This is a genomic window from Sulfitobacter sp. G5_S2_6_S6 (assembly GCF_054968505.1).
The window spans coordinates 107030-131239 of record NZ_JBQKUI010000004.1 but is presented as its reverse complement, the minus strand read 5'-3'; the positions used below and the strand labels follow the sequence as shown (position 1 = coordinate 131239).

Genomic DNA, 24210 nt, shown 5'->3' with positions numbered 1-24210 from the left:
ATTTCCTATCAGTTTGATAATAATTAACTATGACCAACATCACCCTTAAACAGCTTCGCTACTTCGAGGCCGTTGCCCATCACCGTCACTTTGGCCACGCCGCCGAGGCCTGCGCGATCTCGCAGCCCGCCTTATCCGTGCAAATCAAGGAGTTGGAGCAGAACTTGCAAACGCCCCTCTTTGATCGCGGCGGGCGGAATATCACGTTGACCAGCTTTGGCGTCGATTTCGCGCCGCGCGCGCGGGCGATCTTGCAGGGGGTGGACGAGCTTCAGGATATGGCGCGCGCCTCCAAGGACGGGCTGATGGGCCGGCTGAGAATCGGCATCATTCCCACCATCGGCCCCTATCTGCTGCCCTCGATCATCACCAAGCTGACCCGGATGAACCCCGCGCTGGATATCCACGTGCGCGAAACCATGACCCCGCGGCTGATCACCGAGCTGACTGAGGGGCGGATCGACACCGCCATCGTCGCCCTGCCCGTGTCAGAACCCTCGCTCACCGAAGTCACCCTGTTTGACGAGAAATTCATGCTGGTGCGCCCCGAGGCTGATCGCGGCAAGCCGATCCCCAGCAGCGCACATCTGAACGAGATGAAGTTACTGCTGCTTGAGGAAGGGCATTGCTTTCGCGATCAGGCACTGTCTTTTTGCGATATGCAGTCGGAAACCGCGCGCGAGGGGCTGGATGCGAGTTCCCTGTCCACGCTGGTGCAGATGGTCGGCGCGGGCATCGGCGTGACGCTGATCCCCGAGATGGCCGTCGCCGTGGAAACGCGGTCGGCGCAGGTGGCGGTCAACGCCTTTCCCGCGCCCGAACCGACGCGCCGTGTGGGGATGATCTGGCGCAAGACCAGCCCGCTGGCCAGCAAACTGTCCGAAATCGCCGACCTGATCCGCCCGACCTAAGCGAGCGGATCATCGTTTCATCGCGGTATCAGCCCAACCGCGCCAGCAGCTCGCGCGACGGGTCGCCGGTTGCGGGCAGCCCCTGGCTTTGCTGATAGGCGGTGATCGCCTTGCGGCTGTTCGGGCCGATCACACCATCGGTGCCGTCCGTGTCAAAACCGCGGGCGGTCAGCCGTTCTTGCAACGCCTTGCGGTCGTCAATGGTCAACCCGTATTTATCGGGGCCAAAGCTGGCCTGAATAGGCCCGCCCCCTGCGATACGGTCCGACAGATGCCCGACGCCAATCGCGTAATTGTCCGAGTTGTTATAGCGCTTGATCGCCTTGAAGTTGTTAAAGATCGCAAAGCGCGGCCCGCCTGCATCCGGCTGGAGGATCTGCACCGGCGTCGCAGAGCTTGCCGCCGCGGTGCCCATCTCTGCGCCCCATTTCTGGCCGGACTTCCAGCCCGACTTCGCCAGATAGGCGGCGGTGGAGGCAAGTGAATCCGACGGGTCGTCAGACCAGATGTCGCGTTTGCCGTCGCCGGTGAAATCTACCGCAAAGGATTGATAGGATGTGGGGATGAACTGCGTGTGGCCCATGGCGCCGGCCCAGCTTCCGGTCAGACCGGCAGCCGAAACATCGCCGCGCTCAAGGATACGCAGTGCCGCGATCAGTTGTTTCTCGAAGAAGGCCCCGCGACGCCCGTCATAGGCCAGCGTCGATGTCGCCGACACGACCGGCACATTCCCGCGCCGTTCCCCGTAAAAGCTTTCCAGCCCCCACACGGCGGTAACAACTTCGGCAGGCACGCCGTAGCGCGCCTCTATCTGGCGCAGCACGCCCTGGTGGCGCGCGAATGCTGCGCGTCCTTTGGTGACACGCTCGTCCGATGCTGCAATGGCAAGGTAATCTTCAAGCGAGCGGCTGAATTCCGTCTGGTTACGGTCCCGTTTGACCACCCCCGGTAGATAGCCCGCCCCCGCAAAGCCACGACGCAGCGTGCTGTCGGAAATGCCCTGCGCCGCAGCGCGTGACTTGAACGCCGAAACCCACGCGTCATAGCCCGCGTTCGGTTGGGGTTGCAGGTCCGGTGCCAGCCCCGCATCGCTGCGCGGCGCAAAGCTGCCTGCCCTGTTGCCGGTGCTACAGGCCGCAAGACCCAATGCTGCCAATCCGACGGTGAAACTTCTTCGAGAAATGCTCATACTGCCCGCGCCCTTGTTTGTTATGACTTCGGCATAGAATAGCCGAAGCACGGGGGCGGGCAAAGCGGATGATACGCCTTGGCAAAGCTTTGCCTATTTGGTCGGCACGTAGAGCGGCACGGTCGACATCGACATTTTGGCAGATCCGTTCTGCACATCGCGCGCGTGGCTGATATAGACCAAGGTGTTGTTTTCCTCGTCGAAAATCCGTTTGACCTTCAGCGTCTTGAAGATCACGGACCGGCGTTCGCTGAACACCGTCTCGCCCTCGTCATCGCGCGAGATGTCCCCAATCTCGATCGGGCCGGTCTGGCGGCAAGAGATGGAGGAATTCGATGGGTCCTCGAACCAATTGCCCTTTTGCAGCCGGTCGATCAGACCGCGTTCAAAATAGGCCAGATGGCAGGTAACGCCCTTGACCTCGGGGTCTTGGACCGCCTCTACCACGATGTCATTGCCCAGCCAGTCCACATCGACATTGCCCACCACATCAGCGGTAGCTGCAAGAGGAAGGGAAAAGCCAAGGGCGGCAATGGGGGCGAAGGCGGCGCGTTTGAAAATACTCATGCATCCATACGCGCGGCGTGCCTGTTGGTTCCCGCGTCGCCGCAAGAAAAGACCCAGCACGCGCAGATCAGGTGACCCGCGTCCAGAACCCCGCCTTATGGGCATAGCGTTTGCGCAGGCGCCGGACAAAGGCGTCGTGGCCTTCGAAAACTCCGTAATCCTCGATCTCGATATCCGCGGCGGCGCAATCCATCAGGTGATCTGCCGCCTGCGCGTAGCGCGACTTGGCGCTTTCCCACAGCGCGGCTTCGATCATGGCGCGCCAACACAGCGCTGCCGCCAGAGGATGGCGCGCCCGCAGCGCATCGGCGGCATCAGAGAGAGGGGCGACATGGGTGCCGTTCAACGTCTCGGCGCGTGCTTCAATCATCGCTGCAAGCCCGCGCAGGTCGGGCCACGCGAGGAAAAAGGCGATCGCCGCGTTGAGATCCTTGAACGTGGCCGCATGGGCCTTGGCGGCCTCCTCTACCTCAAGATCATCGAAATCCGGTAGCTGTTTGAGGTGCGCCCGCAGCATCTCGGGGTCGAGCGTTTCGGTAAAACAGCGCCAGCGGTGGGCTTGCGCCTCGTCCTCGCGCCCCGATGCGATCAGCGCGTGGATATAGGCCGCGTCCCATGCCTGCCGCCCCGCCTCTTTCCCCTTGGGGCGCGCACCCTCAAGAACATCAAGCGCGGCATCGTGATTGCCAGCGGCCGACCAGAGCGCCGCCACCTCGACCGCGACGGTGGGCCGCGCCAGATCGGTGGGAGAGAACAGCGAGATGTAGGTCTCCGTATCCCCCTGCGCCAAGGCCACCTCGCGCAGATGCATCTGGACAAAGCGTTTTTTGCGTTGTGCGGCGTAGTTCGCATTGCGCCCGCGCAGCTCGCGCAGGAATTGCAAGGCGGGGTGATCCTCTGTCGCGTCCAGCGGCGCGGCCTCGAATATCTGGATCAGCTCCTTCAGATGTGCGAGCCCGCTGTCGCCCAAGGACGGGGCCATGCGCGTGATAATCCCGTCAAAAGCGCCATCCGTATTCCCCTGCACCGCCTCCCACGTGCGTTCCGCCAGCGCGATCGGGTCCAGCGGGGCGCGGGCGGCAATCTGGCTGATCTCAGCAAGCGCATCGGCAAAGACGGCCCCCACGTCCCCCTTGCTGTCGTCCACCCGATCCATGACCGAAGGGGCAAGCGCTAGAAACTCCCACAGCAGGTCGAAGGCGTCGGCGGGGGCGTCTGGGGCGATATTGTCGATGATCATCGCGGATTGGGTGCGCAGGTCTTTGATCAGCGCCGTCCGCTTGCGCCACCCGACATAGCTTTTGGCCCGCCGGATTGTGACCAGCCGCTTGCGCACATCACGCGCGAGTTCAGCAGGGCCTAGGTTGTGGCTCAACTCAAGCCGCAGACGACGTTTCATATCGGCACTGCCGGTGCTGACCTCGATCAACAGTTCGGCCAGCCGCTCCGCCCCGAGGGCGGCAAGATTTGCGGTGTTCAGGGTCTTTTTCGACATGGGGCCTTGCTACATCGGATTTGCGGCCCGTCAAAGGGGGCACGCGGCTCGGACGCGTCAGGCAAAGAGATAGACGGTGACGCCCCAGCCCGCCAGTTCGGCCAGTTTCTGCATCGCGCCGATCACGTCGCCGGTCTGCCCGCCGATTTGCCGCAGCGCCAGCGCGGCCACCAGCGCGGTGGCCACGACGACCCCCGCAAAGATCACCGCCGCCGCGCCAAAGCCCAAGGGCAGCAGCCCAATCAAGCCAAAGGCGACCGCGATATAGACGCAAGTCGCCGGCACCTGCGCCGCGCCGTGCCCCAGCCCGTCGGCCCGCGCGGCAGGCATCCGCGCCAGCCAGAACGGCAGCATCGCGCGGCTGGCCATCGACAGACCAAGCGCGGCAGGCACGACCAGTGCAGGATGATCCAGCCGTGCGATCAGCGCCACCTGCAGCGCCACCGTCAGGATCAGGGCCATCACCCCGTAGCTGCCAATGCGGCTGTCGCGCATAATCTCGAGCTTGCGCGCGCGGGTCTGCCCGCCGCCGAACCCGTCGGCCATATCGGCCAGCCCGTCTTCGTGCATCGCGCCGGTCAGCAGTGTCGTGGCAAAGATCAGACCAAGGGACGCAACCGTCGGGCCAAAGCCCGCCGCGTGCAGCACCCAGTAGATCAGACCGGCAGGCAGCATCGCGACCGCCCCCGCCAAAGGCCAGCCCCAGGCCGAGGCTCCTGTCGCCGGGATCGGATCGCGCAGATATCCCACGGGGATACGGGTCAGCAGCAGCATCGCCAGCCGCGCCTCTGCCACCCGGGCGCGCAGCATCAGCCGTCCGCCACGCCGGCTTCGGCAAAGGTCGCCATGCCGCTGTGGCACGCCAGCGCCGAGCGCAGGATACCAAGCGCCAGCGCGGCGCCCGATCCTTCGCCCAACCGCATGTCGAAATCAAGCACGGCCGTCTTGCCGATCGCATCCAGCAGACGTTTATGCCCGGGCTCGACGCTCAGGTGCCCGATCAGACAATGGTCCAGCGCCGCAGGGGCCAGCGCGAAAAGCGGTGCGACAGAGGCGGTGCAGATGAACCCGTCAAGGATCACCGGAATACGCCGTTGCCGTGCGGCCAGCACCGCGCCGCAGATCGCCGCCTGCTCGCGCCCGCCCAAGGTCATCAGGATAGACGCCCCATCCTGCGGGGTAGCGGCGTGGCGGGCAAGTCCGCGGGTGATGGCGTCGACCTTGCGGCGCAGACCTTCGTCGTCCGAACCGGTGCCGCGCCCGACCCAATCTTGCACAGCCCCACCAAAGACCGCCGCCGTCAGCGCTGCCGCGACCGTCGAATTACCAATCCCCATTTCGCCCAGGATCAAGACACTGGCCGCCGGATGCAGCGCCGCCGCCCCTGCGTTAAGAGCCGCGACACAGTCCGCCTCGCTCATCGCGGGGCCTTGCGTGAAATCGGCCGTGGGGCGGTCAAGGTCCAGATCAATCACCGACAGCTGCGCGTCGTTGGTGCGGCACAGCTGGTTGATCGCAGCGCCCCCCGCCTTGAAGTTCTGCACCATCTGGGCTGTCACCTCTTGCGGGAAAGGGTTCACCCCCTGCGCGCAGATCCCGTGGTTACCGGCAAAGACGAGGGCCTGCGCCATGTCGATCTGCGGCATCGCCTGTTGCTGCCACCCCGCCATGAACACCGCCAGTTCCTCCAGCCGGCCCAGTGATCCGGGCGGTTTGGTCAGCGCATTCTGCCGGTCGCGCGCGGCGTCTTGGGCGACGGCATCAACCTGAGGCAAATCGCGGGTCAGCGCGTCAAGGTCGGACAGGGAAGTCAGGGGAAAAGTCACATGCGCCATGCAAAGGGGTCTCTTTCGTTTGGAAATCTATCGTATGTCGGGATCATGGGTCAGGCAAGCGAGGCCGGAGCCTGCGCACTGCCCTTCAGCGTCAGGGGCAGACCACAGCTGACCAAGACGACATGCCCCGCCACCGCTGCAATGCGCTGGTTCATCAGGCCCGAGGCATCGCGGTAGCGCCGTGCCAGCGCGGACATCGGCACGATGCCCCCGCCCACCTCATTCGTGACCAGCACCACCGGAGAGGACTGTGCACGCAAGCTGTCCAGCACTTTTTCAAGCTCCGCCTGCCAGTCGCGTTCGGCGTGCATCACGTTGGACAGCCACAGCGTCATGCAATCGACCAGCCGCGCGCCCGCCCCATCGGTACGCTTCAGCGCGCCGCATAGATCAAGGGGCTCCTCCACCGTGTCCCAACCGTCACCGCGTTGCACCCTATGTGCGGCGATGCGGTGCTCCATCTCGGGGTCGAAGGCCTGGCTGGTGGCAATATAGACCAGCGGCAGCCCGTAGGCGCGTAGGTGGTTTTCGGCAAAAAGGCTCTTGCCCGATTTTGCACCGCCGGTGACCAGCGTGATCTTGTCCATGATATCCGCCCTTTGCCAAGCGGGGCGCGGGCGAATGCCCTGCCCCGGTGGCGATCAGAATTCCACACCGGCCTGTGCGGCGATACCCTGTTTGCGGAAAGGATGTTTGATTTCCTTCATCTCGGTCACCAGATCCGCAATCTCGATCAAGGCGTCGGGCGCGTTGCGGCCGGTGATCACCACATGGGTCATATGCGGCTTCTCGGCCTGCAGGAAATCGACCACATCCTGCACGTCGATATAGCCATAGCGCAGCGCGATGTTGAGCTCGTCGAGCAGCACCATGCGGTTGTTGGGGTCGCGGATCAGCTCTTTGGCTTTTTCCCATGCGCGTCCGGCGGCGGCGATGTCGCGTTCGCGGTCTTGCGTATCCCAGGTAAAGCCCTCGCCCATCACATAGACCTGACAGATATCGCTAAAGCGGTCCTCAAGCAGTTGACGGTCCGCGGACACCCGTGCGCCCTTGATGAACTGCACCAACGCGCAGGGGAACCCGTGCCCGATGCAGCGCATGATCATCCCGAAGGCAGAGCTGCTTTTACCCTTGCCGGTCCCGGTGTGGACGATGATCAACCCCTTGGTCACGGTCTTTTCCGCCATCATCTTGGCGCGGGCCGTCTGGACCTTCGCCATCTTTTCGGCGTGGCGCTTGTTCTGGTCTGGGGTGCTGTCGGTCATCTGTTATCTCTCCTCGTGCCGTATCTGGTTGCCTGCCCTGCGTACGTCTTGCACCGCCCGCAACGCCAACGGCGTGCCGCAGACCCAATCGGGCGAGCTATACACCATCCGGCCGGTCTTGGCGTATTGTGCGAGCGCAGGATGTAGCATGATCTCTTCGGATCGGGAACCTCCGGGATAGGGTGTCGTGGTGACCAGCACATCGGGGGCGTTCATCACCAGTTCTTCCAGCGCCAGACGCCCGCTGGTCCGGCGTCCGAGTTTCTGCGAGAGGTTGCGCAGTCCGCCGGTGGTCACGATGTCGTGGCCCAAAGTATCCACCCCCAGCGAATAACCGTTCGGGTAATAGAACGCCGCAACAGGGGCATCGGGGGCCAATGCGGGCTGTGCGGCCAATGTCTGTTCGACGTCGCGGGCCATCGCCTCTGCCCGCGCGGGCTGTTGCAAGAGGTCGCCCATCCACCGGATCTGCGCGGGAATATCGTCAAGCGCCTTGGTGATCGGCATCTGCTCTACCCGCAGGCCAAGGTGGCGCAGCATCGCAAGGGTCGCTTTGTCGGAGTATTGCCCCGCCAACACCAGATCCGGCGCGGAAAGGTATATTTCTTCAGCACCGCCCGCGTTCTGCGGATGTGCCGAGGCTTCCTGCGCCAACGACGACGATCGCGGATCGCGCGCCAATCGGCTGAGAGAGGTGATTTGATCAGAATCCGCCAGTAGCAGCACCATCTGGTCCGTGCACAGGTTCATCGACACCACACGGGGCAGGTCTGCGGCGCTGGCTGACGTGACGGCTATCAGAGCGGCCACCAGCCCCAGCAGCACCCGCCGCCCTGTCAGAGTGATCCGCCGGATCACGCGCCGTCTTCCAACGCGGTCTCTAACCGGGCCCAATCACCGGCCGGTCCGGGCAGGCCCAGACGGATCCAGCTGTCGGAATAGGGGAAGATCCGCGACCAGATGTGATGTGCGGCCAAGCCGTTTTGCGCAGCCCTGGCATCCGGCGTCGCGTAAGTGCGAAACAGCGGGGTGCCGCCTACCAGCCCCCACCCTGCCCGCGCCGCCATCGCATCCAATTGCGCCGCCTCGCCTTGCAGGCGCGCGGTGGTCTGTGCCGCCCAATTCGTGTCGTTCAGTGCGCGCAAGGCGACCTCTATCGCCATGCCGGAAACGGGCCATGGCCCCGTCATCGCGCGCAGCCTTTCGGCCAAAGGCGCTGCCGCCAGCACAAAACCCAAGCGCAGCCCCGCCAGCCCGTAGAACTTGCCAAAGGACCGCATCACAAGGATATTTCTCGGCAGTTCGGCCCCGCCGCGGACCAGCGACACCTCTGGATCAGGGTCGGCAAAGCTTTCATCCACGATCAAAAGTTCGACCGTTTCGGCAAGCGCGCGCAAGGTGTCAGGGGCGTGGCGCTGCCCGTCGGGGTTGTTCGGGTTGACCACCACGGCAAGGGCATACCCTTCAAGCGCCGCAAGATCGGTGGCCTCGGTGACCTGCCAGCCTTCGGCCCGTAGTGCGGCGGCATGTTCGTTATAGGTGGGCGACAGGATCGCGGCTTGCCCGGGCGCGATCAGACGCGGCACCAGCTGGATCGCCGCCTGCGCCCCTGACACAGGCACAACAGCACAGTTTGCGTCATAGGCCCTCCGCGCGGCGTCTTCCAGCGCGGCAAGGGCACTGCGTTCGGGCAGACGGGTCCATGCCTCTGGCGAGATCGGCCCCACCGGATAGGGCACCGTGTTGATCCCCGTGGACAGGTCGATCCAATCAGCGCGGTCGCCGCCGAACGCCTTGATCGCCCCATCCAGATTGCCGCCGTGGTCCCGCATCGCTTGCCCCTGTCAGATCAGCGCCACCAGCGCCAACACGACTGCTAATACGAACATGGCGCGAAGGTAAAGCGTCAGCGCCCGTCGCAGGGTGGTTGCATCGGCCGCTGTTCCTTCGGCATTGAGCCAGGGTTCATCCGCGATCTCTTCGCCGTACACACGCGGGCCGGACAGGCGCACGTTCAGCGCACCGGCCATCGCTCCTTCGGGCCAACCGGCATTGGGGGACCGGTGGTGACGCGCATCGCGCAGCATCACGGCGGCGGCGCGGCGTGGCTGGCCCGACACGATCACGAACAGCAGCCCCGTTGCCCGCGCCGGGATCAGATTGACCAGATCGTCGAGCCGCGCAGCCACCATCCCGTAGTGACGGTAGCGCGCGGACCGGTGCCCGATCATCGAATCCATCGTGTTGATCGCCTTATAGGCCACCAGCCCCGGCAGCCCCAGCAGCACGCCCCAAAACACCGGAGCCACCACCCCGTCCGAGGCATTCTCGGCCAGGCTTTCGATCGAAGCACGGGCAATCGCGGCAGCGTCCAGCTGATCAGGATCGCGCCCGATGATCATCGAGACGGCATAGCGTGCCCCTGCAATATCTCCCTGTATCAAAGGCGTAGCGACGGCCTGGACGTGGTCGAACAGCGACCGCGGTGCCAGAAAGGGCCACGCCAGCAGCCCGCCGACAACGTAGCCCGCCCAGCCAGACGGCAGCAACGCGGCGACCACAATGGCAGGCAAGACCGCAAGCGCAAGCACGAGGCAGACCCCGACACCGCCCAACAGGCGCAACCGTGCGGGCGATGTATTGGCGCTATTCAACCGCGTCTCGATCATGCGAATGGCGTGGCCGATCCAGGACACCGGATGGCCGATTATCGCATAAAGCGGCGCAGGCCAGGACAAAGCCGCCTCGATCACAAACCCCAGCATGATGCCCGCCGCACCGATCATGCGTCCCCTCCGGTTGTGAACCGCATCGCACCGGTGAGCCCGTGGTCTGACAACAGCTGTTCAGCATCATCGGGGGCGGTGCCCGGCGCAAAGATGAACGCGCGCGCGGACCCTGTGTGCGCACGCGCATAGCCCAAAGCACCGAGCCGCTGCGCCAGTATCGTGCTCGGGTCGTTCAGGGGGCCGCGCAACGCGGTGGTGCGATCTGCGCTGATGCGCGCCAACCGCGCCACCTGAGGCAAATCACCCTGCGCCACGGCGCTTTCCCAGGCTGGCAACAGGTCGGCAATATCCGCAAAACCGCTATCCGCCGCATCGGTCCGGATCGGTTCGCCAAAGTAGCCGCCGATGATGTCAGCCCGTGGCGGCGCGCCCAGCGCCCCCTTGCTTTGCGCCAACCGCGAGGCCCAGATCACGCGGTCCGGATGCGGTAACATTAACGGATCGGTGGCCCCTTCCACCGCCAAGCACAGCGACGGCAAACGGTCTTCAGCAATACCCGCAGCCCGCGCCAAAGCCACCAGCGCCGCAGTGGATGCACCGGCCCCGACCCCGACGGGAAGGTTACCAGACAAGGTAAAACTGCCCCCATTTTCCCCTGCGGCCTCTAGCAGGTGTCGAAGCTGCGCGAGGCTCACCGCTGCGGGTTTACCCTGCGTCAGGTCCAATGCCCCCCCGCGGGTAAACCGCGCCCGCACCCCATGTGCACGGCACAGCATCGTGACCAGAACCACAGGGCCCTCCGGCCCCAACCGCCCCTGCACCCATTCACCGAAGTGACCGAAAACAGGTGGAGTTTCTGCAGACGCTCCTGATTTGTCGAAAATTGTCTGCAAAATACTGGCTTTCGTGCGGCGCGAGAGAATTGGTGCCGACATATTCACCATCCGCGGGCAAACGGCAACAGAGCAAGGGCCTATGGATTCAAGGCTTTTCCGCATCTCGCCGCCTACCGATTCTGGGTGGGACGCTCTCGAAAGTATAGGGCGCTATTCTGGAAGGCAGGGGGATTGTACCTGCGCATTGTCGCTCGCGTTAACCTTGTATGAGAACTTTAGACATATCCCGGGGGGCAGGAAAGACGGCGAGGTCGTCTCCGGCCAATGTACAAGGTGTTTGGGACACCGCAACAAGAGGTCCGTCTGATGTCGATTTCAAAGTTAACCTTTACAACACTGAATTGTGCTGCCGCTTTGGCGGCTTTGGTCGTTACAGGCTCCGGCAAAGCTGATGCCGGCGAGTTCGAACTTGATTGGGGCACCTACGACTGGCCCGGTGGCAATCTTGGCCCGCTGACACGCACCCTGCGGGACCAATATGGGTTCGAGGTTGACCTGACCTTTGAACATACGGGCAACTACACCGCCTTCAGCGGCGAAGGGACACCCAACGATTCTGCTATCTTTGGGGGCAATGTGGAATCGCTCGTAGTCATTTCCAACGCGCCGCGAAACCGCGGGCGTATCGGGGATGCGCGGACAACTTCCTCCATCTCCTCCAGTTCGGGCGGGGTCGCCTTTCCGATCGACAATCTACAGGTCGACATTTTGGATATTGACGCCAGCGATAGCAACGCCGGGTCTGACCGATGCGATCTTGTGACCGCCTTTGGCGATAACGGCAATCCGACGCTGGCACCGGTTAGCGCGGCACCCGCACTTCTGGTCGGCCCCGGTCCCGGGTCTGGCTTCACCGGCACCATCGGCGCGAACCAGGCCCAATGTATCTATGTCGAAGGGTTCGGGGCCTCGCCCACATCGAACAACGATGACACCGGCACCGTGCGCGCGACCTTCCCCGACAGCACCTCGACGGTCACCTTCTGGTATGATGAATCTATTGCCGACGTGCGCAATTATAACCAGTTCACCAATTATGATCCCGCCCCGCGGGGTATCGGGATGTTTGGTGCGGCAACGTTCAATGTGGATCAAAGCATTTCATTGACACGTACCGCCAGCCCCAGCACAGGGACGCAGGGTGAGACTGTGACCTATACCTACACGGTCACAAACACCGGCGCGCTGCCGTTCAACACCGGGCAGGACATTGTGATCAACGACGATCTGCTGGGGCCTGTGCTCTGCCCCGCGATCACCACGCCTGTCGCCCCGGGTGGAACGGTCGTCTGTCAGGAGGACTACACCATTCAGGCGGCCGATGTGCTGACGGGGTCCGTGGACAGCAACGCGGTTGCGGGCATTGGCCGCATCGGCCAGCCTTTTGTTTCACGGTTGCAGTCGAATTCTGAATCCCTGTCCATCGTCAGCAGCGTGCTGTCAGGCGAGACCGGTTCGCAAAGCTGCACGCCTCAGTCCGTCTTCCGCCAGCCATCGACCCAGTTGGCAGGGTCCGGCAGCCGGACGAATGTAACCCCGTCAGACATCTTCCTGTTCGACGACGTGACAACCGATATAAACGGCAACCCGATCGATGTCGTCATGCAGGTCACCAGCATCAATAATGCGACCGCGCTTGAGCTGGACACCTCGCTTGAGGCGCGCATGACGCCAGAGGACGACGCATACATCACCTACCGTCTGCGACTGGTCCAGGATGGCACGGCCACGGCGGCCAACCCGCAAGGTCTGGCCATTGACCAAAGCCGCATCAACGGGGTCATTGTACAGCAAACGGATGTCGACAGCCGCGGCGAGGGCGATGACTCTTCGGATGTGGTGGGCTCGCTCACCAACCCGACGGTGACCTCTTTCTTCAACACCGCGCCCTTATCCTCCTTTCCCGCCGGACCGAACGCGATCGCGATGGATCCTGCAAAGGTGGGCGACCCGTTTGATTGGGAAGACGAGCCGAATGAATCGAGCTTTGACAACTACGCCACCTATGAATTCAACACCTTCGTCGAAGCTGAATTTATCCACGGCTACACAGGGTCATCCGACCGTCGCGCGACGCGGGGGTCCGGCATCCAGCTTTGCGCAATCTCGAACACCTCGCCCGATATTGTGGCGCAAGACGACGACTACACCGCGTCGCCCGTGAACACCTTGCTGGGCGGCACCGCAGGCGAAGTCATGTCGAATGACACAATCAACGGCCTGCCCGCCGCCTTCCCGACCGCGACGCTGACTGTACTGACCGAAGCCGTGCCGCAGAACACGGGCGATCCTGTGCCGGTTCTGGAAACAGCCGGTGCCGAAGCCGGTCGCGTTATTGTGCCCGCGGGCGTTCCCGCTGGCGTCTACACCATCGAATACCAGCTCTGCGATGCGCTGGACCCCGCAGATTGTGACCGCGCGTTGGTCACGGTGGCGGTCTTTGCCGGGCTGGGTGTGGATTTTGGCGATGCACCGCTTAGCTACCTCACACCGACCCACGGCGTTGATGCCTCTCCGGGTGTGTATCTGGGCCTGATCGAGCCGGATATCGAGCTGGTTGCACAATCGGATGCCACGGCAACGGCGGATGACCTGATCGGCACCGACGACGAAGACGGGATCACCTTTCCCGTCCTGACCCAAGGCACGATCAGCACGCTCGACGTGACCGTAACAGGCAATGGTAACCTGCAGGCCTGGATCGATTTCAACGGCGACGGTCTGTTCGAAGAGACACTCGGCGAGCGTATCGCGCTTGACCTCAAGGATGACGGCACGCAATTCGACAATGTCGCGGGCGATGGCGTGATCCAGATCGACGTTACCGTGCCGTCGGATGCGACCACATCGACCACCTACGCGCGCTTCCGCTACGGCTCCGAGACAGGGTTAAGCACATCGGATTTTGCCGTAGATGGCGAGGTAGAGGATTATTCGCTGGTCATTGCGGCTGCTGATCTGTCCGACCGCGGCGATGCGCCCGCGACTTATGGCGATCCGCGTCACATCGTGGTCCAGGACATCTATCTGGGTGCCGGCGAACCCGACACCGAACAGACCCCTCAGCATAGCCCCGATTCCGATGCAGATGACCTGTCGGGCTTTGACGACGAGGATTCCATCGCCGTCTTTCCCATCCTGGAGGCCGGCACAACCGTGCCCCTGACCATCGTGACCCATGAAACCCTGAGCGCTCAACTCGCCTTGGGCATTCCGGTAACCGCGGGGATCACGAACCTGCAGCTTTGGGTCGATTTTGACCAAAGCGGCACCTTCGATCCCTCAGAACACATCGCGGTCGACTACCGTGATGGGGGCGCGGGCGATACGGATGGGGTGTTCAACAACCAGATCACCCTGAACATCCCTGTCCCTGCGAATATCACCAGCGGCTTTACCCATGCACGTATCCGCTGGTCGACCTCCAGCGCCGTCGCGGCGGACCCTTTTGATGGTCTGAATTTCGACGGTGAGGTCGAGGACTACAAAGTGATCCTCTCGGCCGGGGCGGTGCCCTTTACCTGCGATGGCTCGCTCTACCGTGTGACACAGACGGATACGCAGCTGCAGCGGCTCAGCTTCGCGGAAAGCGCTGGCGTGTACAGCATCACCGCGACCGACATCGGTACCCCTGCGGGCGTGCAGTATGACGGCGGCTGGGGCTATAATGCGCTCGACGGGTTGTTCTACGGGGTGCGCAGTGCAACGCGCGAGCTGATCCGCCTGGACTCCACCGGCAACTACGAGGTGGTCTCGACCCTCCCCGCGTCGGCGGCGGTGGGCTCCACCGCGGGCGACATCCTGCCCAACGGGGTGATGGTCTATCGTGTGAACGGGGCCAACGCGTTGCAGCTGCTGGATCTTTCCGATCCGTCCGCGCCCGTTGATCTGGGCCTGATCACGCTGTCGGCTGCGGTTGAACCCTCCGACATCGCCTATAATCCGAACGACGGCATGTTGTACGGTGTCAACGAGGCCTCTGACCGTTTGTTCTATATCGACCCTGCGGATGGTACGTCTGGCACCCGCGCGCCGGTTGAATTCGGCCCGACCGCCTGGACAGGGTCCTATGGCGCGGTGTGGTTCGATTTCTACGGCCGCATGTACATCAACCAGAACGTCACAAACGAGGTCTATGAGGCCGACGTAGGACTTCAGGGCTCCGGCTCGGGCGGGGGGCAGTTGATCAATACGGTGCCTGTCGGCGAGGGTGGCCTGAACGACGGTGCCGCCTGCCCGTCGCGCTTTGGCCCGCTGCCGCCCGAAGGTGACCTGTCCGGCGTCGTCTACCGTGACACCAACTATTCGGACAGCTACCAGCCCGGTGAAACCGTGCTCAGCGCCGTGACCGTGTCGCTGTACGACGACAATGGCACAGCCGACACCGCGGATGACACGTTCCTGACCAGCGTAGAGACAGCCAGCAACGGCACCTATCTCTTCTCTGACCTATCTGCCACAGCGACCTACCGCGTAGAGGTCGACGCAGCCGATCCCGACATGCCCCCCGGGCTTGTGGCCGGTACCGTGAACCCGCAGACGGGCGTATCAATCACCGCCGGCAGCGTGCGCACCCTTGATTTCGGGTTTGTGAACGGCGGGGCGACGGCGGACCTGTCCCTGACCAAGGGCGTGTTCGACACCAGCGGCCAGCCGGTGACCCAAGCGGGCCCGGGCACAGAGCTTGATTTCGTGCTCACCGTGACAAACGACGGCCCTGACGGTACCACCGGTGTGCGGGTCCGTGACCTGATCCCCGACGGGTTCACCTTTGTCTCTGCCACACCGGCGGATAGCACCGATACCTATGACGCCAACACCGGTACATGGGACGTCGGCGAGGTGGCCAATGGCGCGAGCGAAACCCTGACCGTGCGGGTCACGATGAACGCCACAGGCGAGCATACCAACGTGGCCGAGATCATCGCCTCTGACCTGCCGGATCCCGATAGTGATCCGCTGGTGGGCCCGCTGACGGACGATCTGGGCGACGCGGTTGTCGATGACGACGAAGCCGCCGTGAGCGTGAGTTTTGCCGGGTCCGGCCCAAGCTTGTCTGGTAAGGTCTTTATCGACAATGGTGCAGGTTCCGACACGGCCTATGACGCGCTGCAAGGGGCCTCGGAAGCCGACACCGGTGCTGCCGAAGTCCGGATCACCGATAGCAGCGGCACGTTGATCGGGTCGCCGCAGGTTGCCAGCGACGGCAGCTGGAGCCTGACCCTGCCCGAAGGCTTTGCCGATAACGTCACCATCACCGTGGTCCCGGACAACGGCTTGCTCACCGTGTCCGAAAACCCCGGTGCATTGCCCGGCCTGGTCAACCCGGCCAGCGGCGATGGTACCTTTACCTTCACGCCTGCGGCGGGGACATCCTATCCTGATCTGGATGTCGGCCTGATCGAGGACGCCCGGCTGAGCGAAAGCCAGCAAAGCGCGATCCGTCCGGCACAGGTGGTGACCCTGCGGCATGAATATCTTGCCGATGCAGAAGGCTCTGTGGTGTTTGACACCGATATCCAGTCGATCACCGCGCCGGGGCTCTTTTCCGTCGCCCTGTTCGAGGATGCCGCCTGCGACGGGACGGCCACCAGCCCCATCACCACCGCCCTGCCCGTGACCCCTGACACGCGTATCTGTCTGGTGGCGCGTGTCGCCGCCTCGGGTGCGGCGGCACCGGGGTCGACCATCGCCTTTGATGTGGTCGCCGACACGACCTATGGCGCGACCGGCGCGACCGAGCAGGACCGCAACACCGATCTGGTGCGGGTAGAATCCTCCGAAGGGGTACTGAAACTGCGCAAGACGGTCCGCAACGTCACCCAAGGCACGCCCGAAGGCGTCAGCAACGGTGCCGCTGCGGGGGATGTGCTTGAATATCGCATCTTCCTCGACAACCCTGGCGAACTGCCCGCGACCAACATTGTGATCCACGACCGCACGCCGCCCTACACAGAACTGGCATCCGCCATTCCAAGCCCCGTCTCCATCGGCGGCGATGTGGTCTGCACGATGACCACGCCCGGGGCGGATACGGCGGGCTATGCGGGGGCGCTGCAATGGGACTGCACCGGATCACATGAACCGGGTGCAACGGGGTCTGTGTCCTTTGAGGTGCGGATCGCCCCCTAAGGCGGCGCTTATGGTCAGGCACGGAAGGGGGTTTTTCCGCGCCCCAAACGAACAAAAATCCCCCCGTACCGCGGATGCGGCGCGGGGGGATTTGCAATAGGAATAGGCTTCAATTCCGCTGAGCAGGTGCCAGAATATCACCCGAAGAGCCGTACCAGCATCCAAAGCCCCATGCCCAGCATCATCACGTTCTCGGTCAGCGACACAAAGCCAAGCGGCACATTGCTGCTGCCGCCCACGCAGGCGCATTTCAGCTCGCGTTTGTCGATATAGACCGCCTTGATCACCGAGATCGCCCCGATACCACCGATCACGATCGCGATCGGTGCCGCCAGCCACAGCAGCGCCCCTGCGGTCATGGCGATGCCTGCAAAGGCCTCTCCGAACGGGTAGATCTTGCCGTAGGGCACCCAGCGTTTCGCCAGCAGGTCATAATTCAGGAACATGGTCGAGAAACTCTCGATATCCTGCAATTTCTGCACGGCGAGGAAACACATGGAGATCGAGATAAACCACTGGAACGCCTGCACGGTAAAGATGCTTTCGAAGGCAAACCACGACAGGCCAAGCGCCATCAGAAAGGCGACCGAAAAGATGGCGATCACCGGCTGGTACGACGTGTCAGATTGCTGATCCTTGGGTTTATCCAAGCCAAAATAGACCCGCAGATCGTCATAGCCGCCGATCCGTTCCCCGCCGATAAAGCTCTGCGGCGTCGTTTCGACATCATGCTCCGCCTTGAACGCGTCTGTCTCTTCGCGCGTTGTCAGGTGATGATCCTCGACCTCGAAGCCCTGACGCTCCAGCAGGTCTTTGGATTTCAGACCGTAGGGACAGGTATGGTCAGGCATCACCATACGGTAGAGTTTTGCCGGTTGTGTCTGCTGTTGCGTCATTATGTCCTCACTTCCCGTCGATTTCCGGTGTTGCGGTTGGCCCGCCTTCAAGATCCGCGATCAGGGCCTTCATCTCGTCGATCTCAAGCCGTTGCGCTTCGATGATATCATCCGCCAGCTTGCGCACCCGCGGGTCCGAGATATTGGCACGCTCGCTCGTCAGGATCGCAATGGAATGGTGCGGGATCATCGCACGCATCCACGCCGTGTCATCGACCGTGGACTGGCTGCGCACCAAAAACAGCGACACCGCAAAAACCAGCGCGCTGCCTGCAAAAATCGCGATATTCACCCCACGGTTGCTGTACATCCCCAGCATAAACGCCAGCATGATGACCGCCATCACCGCGCCCATATACAGCGCCATATAGCTGCGGGTTTCGCTAAAGAACACGTGATCGATTGCGTAGGTGTTCAGATACATTAAGCCGAACATCACCACGGTAGAGGTGATGATCATTGCAAAGAAGCGCCAGTATGACATGAGAAGACCTTTCGTGATGTTGCTATGACAACAAAACCGCCTTCCCGCGCAGGAGGGTTCCCGCCGACCTGCATTATTTGACATATCTTGCGCTGATGACTGCGGGCGAAAGCCCTGCATTCGCCCGCAGAACAGACTTGAGTTTAGCTATAGGCACCGGCGGAATAGGTCAGCTCGTAGCTGTGGCTGTACAGCTCGAACACGATGCCAAAGGGGTCTTCGACATAGACCATGCGATAGGGTTTATCGTCGGGGAAGTATTCGCGCACCGGCATCCGCTGCTTGCCCCCTGCCGCGACAATCTTGGCCAGCAGGTCTTCGAGGTTGGGATCCTGAATGGCGAAATGGAACGTGCCGTGCTGGCGGAAATTCAGCGGGTCTGCGGGGGCGTGGTTGCCGTCAAATTCGAACAACTCGATCCCGATACGGTCTGCCGTGGCAAGATGCGCGATACGCAGGCGGCCCCAGCCTTCGCCAAAGACATCGGTACACATCTGCCCGATATCGCTGCCGTCTTCGACAACCTCTGTCGGTTGCATGATGACGTAAAACCCCAGCACGTCGGCGTAGAATTTTACGGCTTGGTCCAGATCCGGCACGGAAAGCCCGATGTGAGAGAAACTGCGTGGTGTCGGTGTCATGGTCTATCCTTTGTTCTGTGATACCCCGTGATTTAGGTGGACCACGCGCAAACATAAAATTATCATATGGAATTAAATTTATAACTTTATGGAATGATCCGCATGTTAAACGCCTCATGGCTCGAAACCTTCACCACCCTATGTGACATCGGGCATTTCACCCGCACCGCAGACCGGTTGGCCATGACCCAGCCGGGGGTGTCGCAGCATATCCGCAAGCTGGAACAACAGGTCGGCCAGCCGTTGATCCTGCGCGAGGGAAAGTCCTTTACCCTCACCCCCGCCGGAGAAGAGCTGCTGTCGATCGGACGTGCCCGCCGGACAGAGGAGCGCGCCCTGCGCGAAAGGATGCAGCGCGATGATCCCTTGTCAGGCACGGTCAGGATCGGCTGTTCTGGCAGCTTTGCGTTAAGGCTGTATCCGTATCTGATCGCGCGGATGCAGCAGGCCCCGAAGCTCAAGATGCATCTCAGCGCCGCCCCGCAGGCGCGTATACTGGCGGATATACTGGCAGGGACGCTTGATCTGGGCGTGGTAACCGCGGTGCCCGATATGCCCCGCGTTCAGGCCACGCCCCTGTCGCAAGAGGAACTTTGCCTCGTGCTGCCCGCCACCTTTAACGCGGCGGATCTGACACTGCAGAAGCTTGATGACTTGGGGTTCATCGCGCATCCTGATGGCAATGCCTATGCCGATGATCTTCTCGGGCGCAACTTTGATGACTACCGCGGGGCAGAGCATTTGCGGCTGCGCAGTTTTATCAACCAGATCGGGCAAATCCCCCTGCCCGTGGCCCAAGGACTGGGCTATACCATCCTGCCGCGATCAGGGGTGGAGGGGTTTGCGCACCGCGACGCGCTAGCGGTGCATACCCTGCCCCAACGACGGTTTCATGACCTCTGGCTGATCGCACGTAAAGACCGCGCCGCATTCGCCCGCGTTGCCGCCACCGCTGACGGTATACTTGGGCTGCAATAGCGCGTTGGCGGTGCCCCGACCTATCTGACCACATGCACCGCGCACTTGGCGTGACGCACCACATATTGCGCGACCGACCCCAGCAGGATGTCAGACAACGCGGGCTGATGCGACGCGATCACGATACAGTCGGTCCCGTTTTCCTCGGCCCAGCGTGTCGCCCGTGGCCCGGCGCGCCCGTCCGCAATCGCTGTCGCGGCCCCCGGCAAGCTTAGCGCCAGCGCATCCAGCCGCGCCTGTACCGCCTCGCGGGTGGAGGTCACGACGTCGGTGGGGATGTATTCGGCGACATAGACCGGCACTGCCTCTATCACATGCAGCAGGGTCAATCTGGCGTCCGGTGCCGCCAGCGCCTGCGCCGCATCAAAGGCGGTCTGGGTGATCTCGGGGGTCTCGAAAACAACGGGGATCAGGATATTCTTGTACATGCTGCACTCTCCTATGAAGGTGCAGACAGTGAACGCCTTGGGTCGCCCTGCGTCGTTGATACAGATCAAATCAAAGGGAATATTTCCCTAGTCGCAATCGTCGCCCGAGGCCGCGTGCAGCGCCTCCACATCGGCCACGCGGAAACGGCGACGGTCGACAAAGCTCAGGATACCCTCTTTCTTCATCGCGCCAAGCTGGCGGCTGACCGTTTCAAGCGTGAGCCCCAGATAGTTGGCGATCTCGTAACGTGTGAGAGGCAGGACCAGCTCTTGCCCAGGGGTATCCGCATTGGCCAATTGCTGCCGCCGCGCCAGCATTTCAATGAAGGTCGCGATCTTTTCGCGAGCGGTTTTACGGCCCAGCAACAGCATCCAGTCACGCGCCGCGTCCAGTTCATCGAGCGCCATCTCCATCAACCGTTGGGCGATATGCGGCGTGGTTTCGATCAGCGCCTCGAAGGGTTTGCGCTGAAAGCAGCACAGCGTCACATCAGTAACGGCGACCACGTCGAAATCAATCGCCGCGCGGCCCGGACGGCCGATGAAATCCGACGGGAAAAGTAGCCCGACCATCTGGGTGCGCCCGTCCTCCATCGTTTTGCCAAGGCTCGCGACGCCCGACACGACCGACGCAACATAGGTCAGCCCGTCGCCACGCCAAAGCATCGGATCACCCGCCTTGAACGACCGATAGGTCTTGATCTGCTCCAGCATCAGCAGTTCATCATCATCGCACCGCGCACAAACGGCGCGGTGGCGGATCGGGCATTCACTGCATTTCGGGCGCGACTGAAGATCAAGCATGGTGCGATCATAGCGTTCATTCGCGCGGACCACCATCACCAAGACGCACCGCCACCGCGCTGCGTCCCGATGTCGCTTGGCCCTTCAGGTCACGTCGCGCTTCTGGTGATACTCGGGCCGGTCCCAACTGCGGGTCGCAAGGATGTCGGCAAGGATGTCGACCGCGCCGCGCACGTCACCTTCGTCGATGTACAAAGGCGTGAAGCCAAAGCGCATGATGTCAGGCGCGCGGAAATCACCGATCACGTCCCGTGCGATCAACGCCTGCATCACCGCATACCCGTTCTTTGACGCGAAAGACACCTGACTGCCCCGTTGGTCTGCATCCCGTGGGCTGGCCAGCACAAGCTCGGGGCATTTTTCTTCAACCAGCGCGATGAACAGCTCGCTCAGCGCGACAGACCTCTCCCGCAGCTCGGCCATATCCACCGCGTCCCAAAGCCCAAGCGCATGCTCCAGCGCGGTCATCTGGATCACGGGGGGCGTGCCGACGCGCATGCGCTCGATGCCCGCAGCGGGGCGGTATCCGGTCTCGAAGGCGAAGGGCGCATCATGCCCCAGCCACCCGGCCAAAGCGGGCTGGATGTCCGCGACGATATCGGGGCGCGCATAGATGAACGCAGGGGCCCCCGGCCCGCCGTTGAGGTATTTATAGGTGCAGCCGACGGCGAATTCCGCGTCGCAGGCGGCCACATCGACGGGCACCGCGCCTGCGCTATGGGCCAGATCCCACAGCATCACTGCCCCTGCCCCATGGGCCGCCGCGGTCACTTGCGCCATGTCATGCATGCGGCCCGTGCGGTAGTCGACTTGGGTGATCATCGCGACAGCCACGTCATCGGTCATGGCGCTGGCGACTTCCTCGGGGGCGACGATGCGCAGCTCGTAGCCTTGCCCCAACTGCTGGATCAGCCCCTCGGCCATATACAGGTCCGACGGGAAGTTGCCGCTGTCCGACAGGATCACCCGCCGGTCGGGGCGCATCTTGAGAGCGGCAGACAGGGCCTGAAACACTTTGACCGACAGCGTGTCGCCCATGGTGACCGCCCCCTCGGGCGCGCCGATCAGGCGGGCAATGCGGTTGCCGACCCGTGCGGGCTGCGCCATCCAGCCGTCAAGGTTCCAGCCCTTGATCAGATGCGCGCCCCATTGCGCCTGCACCACATCCTGCACCTTTTCGGCCGTCCCCACAGGCAGCGGCCCAAGCGAGTTCCCATCAAGGTAGATCATGCCGTCGGGCAGGGAAAAGCGGTCTTTCATCGGCAATCGGGTCACAGGGCACCTCGTACGTTCCAGAGTTCGGGGAAAAGTTCGACCTCGAGCATCCGGCGCAGGTATTTCACCCCCGACGTGCCGCCCGTGCCGCGTTTGAAGCCGATGATGCGTTCCACCGTGGTCACATGGTTGAAACGCCAGCGGCGGAAGTAGTCTTCGAGATCGACGAGCTTTTCGGCCAGCTCATAGAGCTGCCAATGGGCGCGCGGGTCTTGGTAGACGCGCACCCATGCCTGCATCACCGCGTCATCCGCCGCATGAGGCGTGTCCATCGCATAGGCCTGCGGGTCAAAGCTTTGCCCCGTTGCCTCTGCCAGCAGATCAAGCGCCACATGGTACAGGGATTTTGTCCCCAGTTCCTGCGTCAGCATGTGGTGCAGTTCGGGGCGGTGTTCATGCACTTTCATCATCGCGCGGTTGCGGTTGCCGAGGATGAACTCGATCAGCCGGTATTGATGCGACTGAAACCCCGAGGACGCGCCAAGGTCGTCGCGAAAATCGCTGTATTCACTGGGGGTCATCGTGCGCAGCACATCCCACGCGCTGTTGAGCTGTTCAAAAATGCGCGCCACACGGGTCAACATCTTCATCGCAGGCGCAAAATCGCCCGCCGCGAGATGGGTGCGCGCCGACGACAGCTCGTGCAGGCACAGGCGCATCCATAGTTCTGAGGTCTGATGCTGGATGATGAACAGCATCTCGTCATGGGCGTCGGATTTGCAATTCTGCGCCCCGAGGATCGGGTCGAGCGACAGGTAGTCGGTATAGGACATATCCTTGGCAAAGGACATTTGCGCCCCTTCGTCAGCGGGGTTGTAGCCGGTCATGCGGGGGTCTCCGATTGGGGGCCGAGGGTTCTTGCAAAGGGTGAATGGGCCGGCATCAGCGTCGAAAGCTCCTCGAAGGCGGCGATGCTCAGGCCGGTGTGATGGCGAAAGGCCGCAAGCGCCGCCGCCGGATCATGATCAACTGCTGCCTGATAGAGCGCGCGATGCGGCTCTAGCGCCATACCGGCAGAGAATACCTCTGCCGCTTTGGCCGCCAGCGGGGGCGCGCTTTGGGTCAGATCGCGCAGGCCCGCCTGAATAAAACGGTGGTAGCGCCCCAGCTGGTCCTGCAACTGCCCCGCAAACCGCGCCATCCAATCAGAGCGCGCCCCCGCCACCAATGCCTGATGAAAGGCCAGATGCCGCCGCGTCCATTGGGCCAGTGCCTCGTCATTATGGATCACCGAGGGCACGGGCGTTTGCGACAGGTGGTGATAGGCACCGATCACCCCTGCCTCCCACGTGTCATCGGCGTGGCTGACGGAATGGGCCAGCATCGCGCCTTCGATGGCATCGCGGCTGCGTTCCAGGTCCAGAAGATCGGCACGGGTCAACGGGGTGACGCAAAAGCCCTTGTTATGCTCGGGCACGACAAGCTGTTCAGCCGCCAGCCGGTTCAGACATTCGCGCAGCGGCGTCAGGCCGATGCCATAGTGTTCCGACAGGGCCGGTAGGCGCAGCGCCATGCCCGGTGGCAAATCCAGCGACAGGATATCATGGCGCAGCCGGTCGAATAGAATGTCCGATTTCGATTGCCGAAGTGTCATGATGCGCCCCTTTCGAAACACACCATGACAAATAAATACGATCGTGTAAATCGTATACGATTTTTTTCGCGTAGGTCCGCATTGAGTTCTT

The 24210-nt window shown here is 62.6% G+C and carries 22 protein-coding genes; 3 read left to right on the top strand and 19 right to left on the bottom strand.

Translation table 11 applies throughout. The annotated features are described in order from the left end of the window. Nucleotides 1-29: 29 nt before the first annotated feature. On the top strand, nucleotides 30-911 hold the full coding sequence (locus ACTRWK_RS08940) for a hydrogen peroxide-inducible genes activator (RefSeq protein ID WP_037963245.1): 882 nt from the start codon (nucleotides 30-32) through the stop codon (nucleotides 909-911). A 28-nt stretch (nucleotides 912-939) separates the two neighbouring features. On the opposite strand, the gene ACTRWK_RS08935 is transcribed toward ACTRWK_RS08940, so the two are convergent. The 11 genes from ACTRWK_RS08935 to ACTRWK_RS08885 form a co-directional block, all read right to left on the bottom strand. Beyond that, a complete protein-coding gene (locus tag ACTRWK_RS08935; protein ID WP_064217377.1) occupies nucleotides 940-2100 on the bottom strand; it encodes a lytic murein transglycosylase in 1161 nt (386 codons plus the stop codon). A 93-nt stretch (nucleotides 2101-2193) separates the two neighbouring features. Continuing rightward, entirely contained in the window at nucleotides 2194-2667 is a 474-nt protein-coding gene (locus ACTRWK_RS08930; RefSeq protein WP_037943717.1) for a CreA family protein, read from the bottom strand. A 67-nt stretch (nucleotides 2668-2734) separates the two neighbouring features. Then, a complete protein-coding gene (locus tag ACTRWK_RS08925) occupies nucleotides 2735-4162 on the bottom strand; it encodes a DUF6880 family protein (RefSeq protein ID WP_037943716.1) in 1428 nt (475 codons plus the stop codon). A gap of 57 nt (nucleotides 4163-4219) precedes the next feature. Continuing rightward, on the bottom strand, nucleotides 4220-4972 hold the full coding sequence (locus ACTRWK_RS08920; RefSeq protein ID WP_037943715.1) for an adenosylcobinamide-GDP ribazoletransferase: 753 nt from the start codon (nucleotides 4970-4972) through the stop codon (nucleotides 4220-4222). Then, on the bottom strand, nucleotides 4972-5997 hold the full coding sequence (cobT, locus tag ACTRWK_RS08915) for a nicotinate-nucleotide--dimethylbenzimidazole phosphoribosyltransferase (RefSeq protein ID WP_289081951.1): 1026 nt from the start codon (nucleotides 5995-5997) through the stop codon (nucleotides 4972-4974). Before cobT ends, ACTRWK_RS08920 begins: the two co-directional genes overlap by 1 nt. Before the next feature lie 50 nt (nucleotides 5998-6047). Further along, nucleotides 6048-6584 carry a bifunctional adenosylcobinamide kinase/adenosylcobinamide-phosphate guanylyltransferase gene (gene cobU, locus ACTRWK_RS08910; RefSeq protein WP_289081952.1) on the bottom strand — a complete coding sequence of 179 codons (537 nt, stop codon included), beginning with the start codon at nucleotides 6582-6584 and terminating at the stop codon, nucleotides 6048-6050. A gap of 54 nt (nucleotides 6585-6638) precedes the next feature. Next, nucleotides 6639-7262, bottom strand: coding sequence for a cob(I)yrinic acid a,c-diamide adenosyltransferase (cobO, locus tag ACTRWK_RS08905; RefSeq protein ID WP_037943712.1), 624 nt, complete (start codon nucleotides 7260-7262; stop codon nucleotides 6639-6641). A 3-nt stretch (nucleotides 7263-7265) separates the two neighbouring features. Further along, complete coding sequence (locus ACTRWK_RS08900; RefSeq protein WP_235183760.1) at nucleotides 7266-8120, bottom strand: ABC transporter substrate-binding protein; 855 nt, start codon at nucleotides 8118-8120, stop codon at nucleotides 7266-7268. Then, complete coding sequence (gene cobD, locus ACTRWK_RS08895; protein ID WP_037943711.1) at nucleotides 8117-9094, bottom strand: threonine-phosphate decarboxylase CobD; 978 nt, start codon at nucleotides 9092-9094, stop codon at nucleotides 8117-8119. Before cobD ends, ACTRWK_RS08900 begins: the two co-directional genes overlap by 4 nt. 12 nt (nucleotides 9095-9106) lie before the next feature. Then, nucleotides 9107-10048, bottom strand: coding sequence for an adenosylcobinamide-phosphate synthase CbiB (cbiB, locus tag ACTRWK_RS08890; protein ID WP_037943710.1), 942 nt, complete (start codon nucleotides 10046-10048; stop codon nucleotides 9107-9109). Beyond that, nucleotides 10045-10926: a hypothetical protein gene (locus ACTRWK_RS08885; RefSeq protein ID WP_235183759.1), complete on the bottom strand. Its 882-nt coding sequence runs from the start codon at nucleotides 10924-10926 to the stop codon at nucleotides 10045-10047. Before ACTRWK_RS08885 ends, cbiB begins: the two co-directional genes overlap by 4 nt. Before the next feature lie 267 nt (nucleotides 10927-11193). On the opposite strand from ACTRWK_RS08885, the gene ACTRWK_RS08880 reads away from it, so the two are divergent. Further along, nucleotides 11194-17019, top strand: a complete 5826-nt coding sequence (locus ACTRWK_RS08880) for a GEVED domain-containing protein (protein WP_289081953.1) — start codon at nucleotides 11194-11196, stop codon at nucleotides 17017-17019. 137 nt (nucleotides 17020-17156) lie between these two features. Here the strand turns inward: ACTRWK_RS08880 and ACTRWK_RS08875 are convergent, their stop codons facing one another. The 3 genes from ACTRWK_RS08875 to ACTRWK_RS08865 all read right to left on the bottom strand — a co-directional run bounded on the left by ACTRWK_RS08875 (nucleotide 17157) and on the right by ACTRWK_RS08865 (nucleotide 19040). Beyond that, the gene (locus ACTRWK_RS08875) at nucleotides 17157-17915 is read right to left on the bottom strand and encodes a glutaredoxin family protein (RefSeq protein WP_260005106.1); all 759 of its coding nucleotides are present in this window, start codon (nucleotides 17913-17915) and stop codon (nucleotides 17157-17159) included. A 7-nt stretch (nucleotides 17916-17922) separates the two neighbouring features. Further along, nucleotides 17923-18399 carry a DUF305 domain-containing protein gene (locus tag ACTRWK_RS08870; protein WP_037943706.1) on the bottom strand — a complete coding sequence of 159 codons (477 nt, stop codon included), beginning with the start codon at nucleotides 18397-18399 and terminating at the stop codon, nucleotides 17923-17925. A gap of 143 nt (nucleotides 18400-18542) precedes the next feature. Continuing rightward, entirely contained in the window at nucleotides 18543-19040 is a 498-nt protein-coding gene (locus ACTRWK_RS08865; protein WP_074635437.1) for a lactoylglutathione lyase family protein, read from the bottom strand. 102 nt (nucleotides 19041-19142) lie between these two features. On the opposite strand from ACTRWK_RS08865, the gene ACTRWK_RS08860 reads away from it, so the two are divergent. Further along, nucleotides 19143-20018, top strand: a complete 876-nt coding sequence (locus tag ACTRWK_RS08860) for a LysR family transcriptional regulator (protein WP_037943704.1) — start codon at nucleotides 19143-19145, stop codon at nucleotides 20016-20018. Nucleotides 20019-20038: 20 nt separating this feature from the next. Here the strand turns inward: ACTRWK_RS08860 and ACTRWK_RS08855 are convergent, their stop codons facing one another. The 5 genes from ACTRWK_RS08855 to ACTRWK_RS08835 all read right to left on the bottom strand — a co-directional run bounded on the left by ACTRWK_RS08855 (nucleotide 20039) and on the right by ACTRWK_RS08835 (nucleotide 24119). Next, complete coding sequence (locus tag ACTRWK_RS08855; RefSeq protein ID WP_037943703.1) at nucleotides 20039-20446, bottom strand: universal stress protein; 408 nt, start codon at nucleotides 20444-20446, stop codon at nucleotides 20039-20041. 87 nt (nucleotides 20447-20533) lie between these two features. Continuing rightward, complete coding sequence (fnrL, locus tag ACTRWK_RS08850) at nucleotides 20534-21286, bottom strand: transcriptional regulator FnrL (protein WP_184582974.1); 753 nt, start codon at nucleotides 21284-21286, stop codon at nucleotides 20534-20536. A gap of 48 nt (nucleotides 21287-21334) precedes the next feature. Then, nucleotides 21335-22510 (bottom strand): kynureninase, encoded by a 1176-nt coding sequence (gene kynU / locus ACTRWK_RS08845; RefSeq protein ID WP_462843915.1) that lies wholly within the window; start codon nucleotides 22508-22510, stop codon nucleotides 21335-21337. Between the two features lie 11 nt (nucleotides 22511-22521). Next, nucleotides 22522-23352 (bottom strand): tryptophan 2,3-dioxygenase, encoded by an 831-nt coding sequence (locus tag ACTRWK_RS08840; RefSeq protein WP_005852163.1) that lies wholly within the window; start codon nucleotides 23350-23352, stop codon nucleotides 22522-22524. Continuing rightward, nucleotides 23349-24119 carry a GntR family transcriptional regulator gene (locus ACTRWK_RS08835; RefSeq protein ID WP_289081954.1) on the bottom strand — a complete coding sequence of 257 codons (771 nt, stop codon included), beginning with the start codon at nucleotides 24117-24119 and terminating at the stop codon, nucleotides 23349-23351. Before ACTRWK_RS08835 ends, ACTRWK_RS08840 begins: the two co-directional genes overlap by 4 nt. Between the last annotated feature and the right edge of the window lie 91 nt (nucleotides 24120-24210).

Bases quoted from the DNA above. Each gene is read 5' to 3' on its own strand.
- ACTRWK_RS08840 (WP_005852163.1), bottom strand. From the start codon at position 23,352: ATGACCGGCTACAACCCCGCTGACGAAGGGGCGCAAATGTCCTTTGCC.
- fnrL (WP_184582974.1), bottom strand. From the start codon at position 21,286: ATGGTGGTCCGCGCGAATGAACGCTATGATCGCACCATGCTTGATCTT.
- ACTRWK_RS08940 (WP_037963245.1), top strand. From the start codon at position 30: ATGACCAACATCACCCTTAAACAGCTTCGCTACTTCGAGGCCGTTGCC.
- ACTRWK_RS08880 (WP_289081953.1), top strand. From the start codon at position 11,194: ATGTCGATTTCAAAGTTAACCTTTACAACACTGAATTGTGCTGCCGCT.
- kynU (WP_462843915.1), bottom strand. From the start codon at position 22,510: ATGAAAGACCGCTTTTCCCTGCCCGACGGCATGATCTACCTTGATGGG.
- cbiB (WP_037943710.1), bottom strand. From the start codon at position 10,048: ATGATCGGTGCGGCGGGCATCATGCTGGGGTTTGTGATCGAGGCGGCT.
- ACTRWK_RS08885 (WP_235183759.1), bottom strand. From the start codon at position 10,926: ATGTCGGCACCAATTCTCTCGCGCCGCACGAAAGCCAGTATTTTGCAG.
- cobD (WP_037943711.1), bottom strand. From the start codon at position 9,094: ATGCGGGACCACGGCGGCAATCTGGATGGGGCGATCAAGGCGTTCGGC.
- ACTRWK_RS08855 (WP_037943703.1), bottom strand. From the start codon at position 20,446: ATGTACAAGAATATCCTGATCCCCGTTGTTTTCGAGACCCCCGAGATC.
- ACTRWK_RS08865 (WP_074635437.1), bottom strand. From the start codon at position 19,040: ATGACACCGACACCACGCAGTTTCTCTCACATCGGGCTTTCCGTGCCG.
- ACTRWK_RS08875 (WP_260005106.1), bottom strand. From the start codon at position 17,915: ATGACGCAACAGCAGACACAACCGGCAAAACTCTACCGTATGGTGATG.
- ACTRWK_RS08930 (WP_037943717.1), bottom strand. From the start codon at position 2,667: ATGAGTATTTTCAAACGCGCCGCCTTCGCCCCCATTGCCGCCCTTGGC.
- cobO (WP_037943712.1), bottom strand. From the start codon at position 7,262: ATGACCGACAGCACCCCAGACCAGAACAAGCGCCACGCCGAAAAGATG.
- ACTRWK_RS08920 (WP_037943715.1), bottom strand. From the start codon at position 4,972: ATGCTGCGCGCCCGGGTGGCAGAGGCGCGGCTGGCGATGCTGCTGCTG.
- cobT (WP_289081951.1), bottom strand. From the start codon at position 5,997: ATGGCGCATGTGACTTTTCCCCTGACTTCCCTGTCCGACCTTGACGCG.
- cobU (WP_289081952.1), bottom strand. From the start codon at position 6,584: ATGGACAAGATCACGCTGGTCACCGGCGGTGCAAAATCGGGCAAGAGC.
- ACTRWK_RS08925 (WP_037943716.1), bottom strand. From the start codon at position 4,162: ATGTCGAAAAAGACCCTGAACACCGCAAATCTTGCCGCCCTCGGGGCG.
- ACTRWK_RS08835 (WP_289081954.1), bottom strand. From the start codon at position 24,119: ATGACACTTCGGCAATCGAAATCGGACATTCTATTCGACCGGCTGCGC.
- ACTRWK_RS08860 (WP_037943704.1), top strand. From the start codon at position 19,143: ATGTTAAACGCCTCATGGCTCGAAACCTTCACCACCCTATGTGACATC.
- ACTRWK_RS08870 (WP_037943706.1), bottom strand. From the start codon at position 18,399: ATGTCATACTGGCGCTTCTTTGCAATGATCATCACCTCTACCGTGGTG.
- ACTRWK_RS08935 (WP_064217377.1), bottom strand. From the start codon at position 2,100: ATGAGCATTTCTCGAAGAAGTTTCACCGTCGGATTGGCAGCATTGGGT.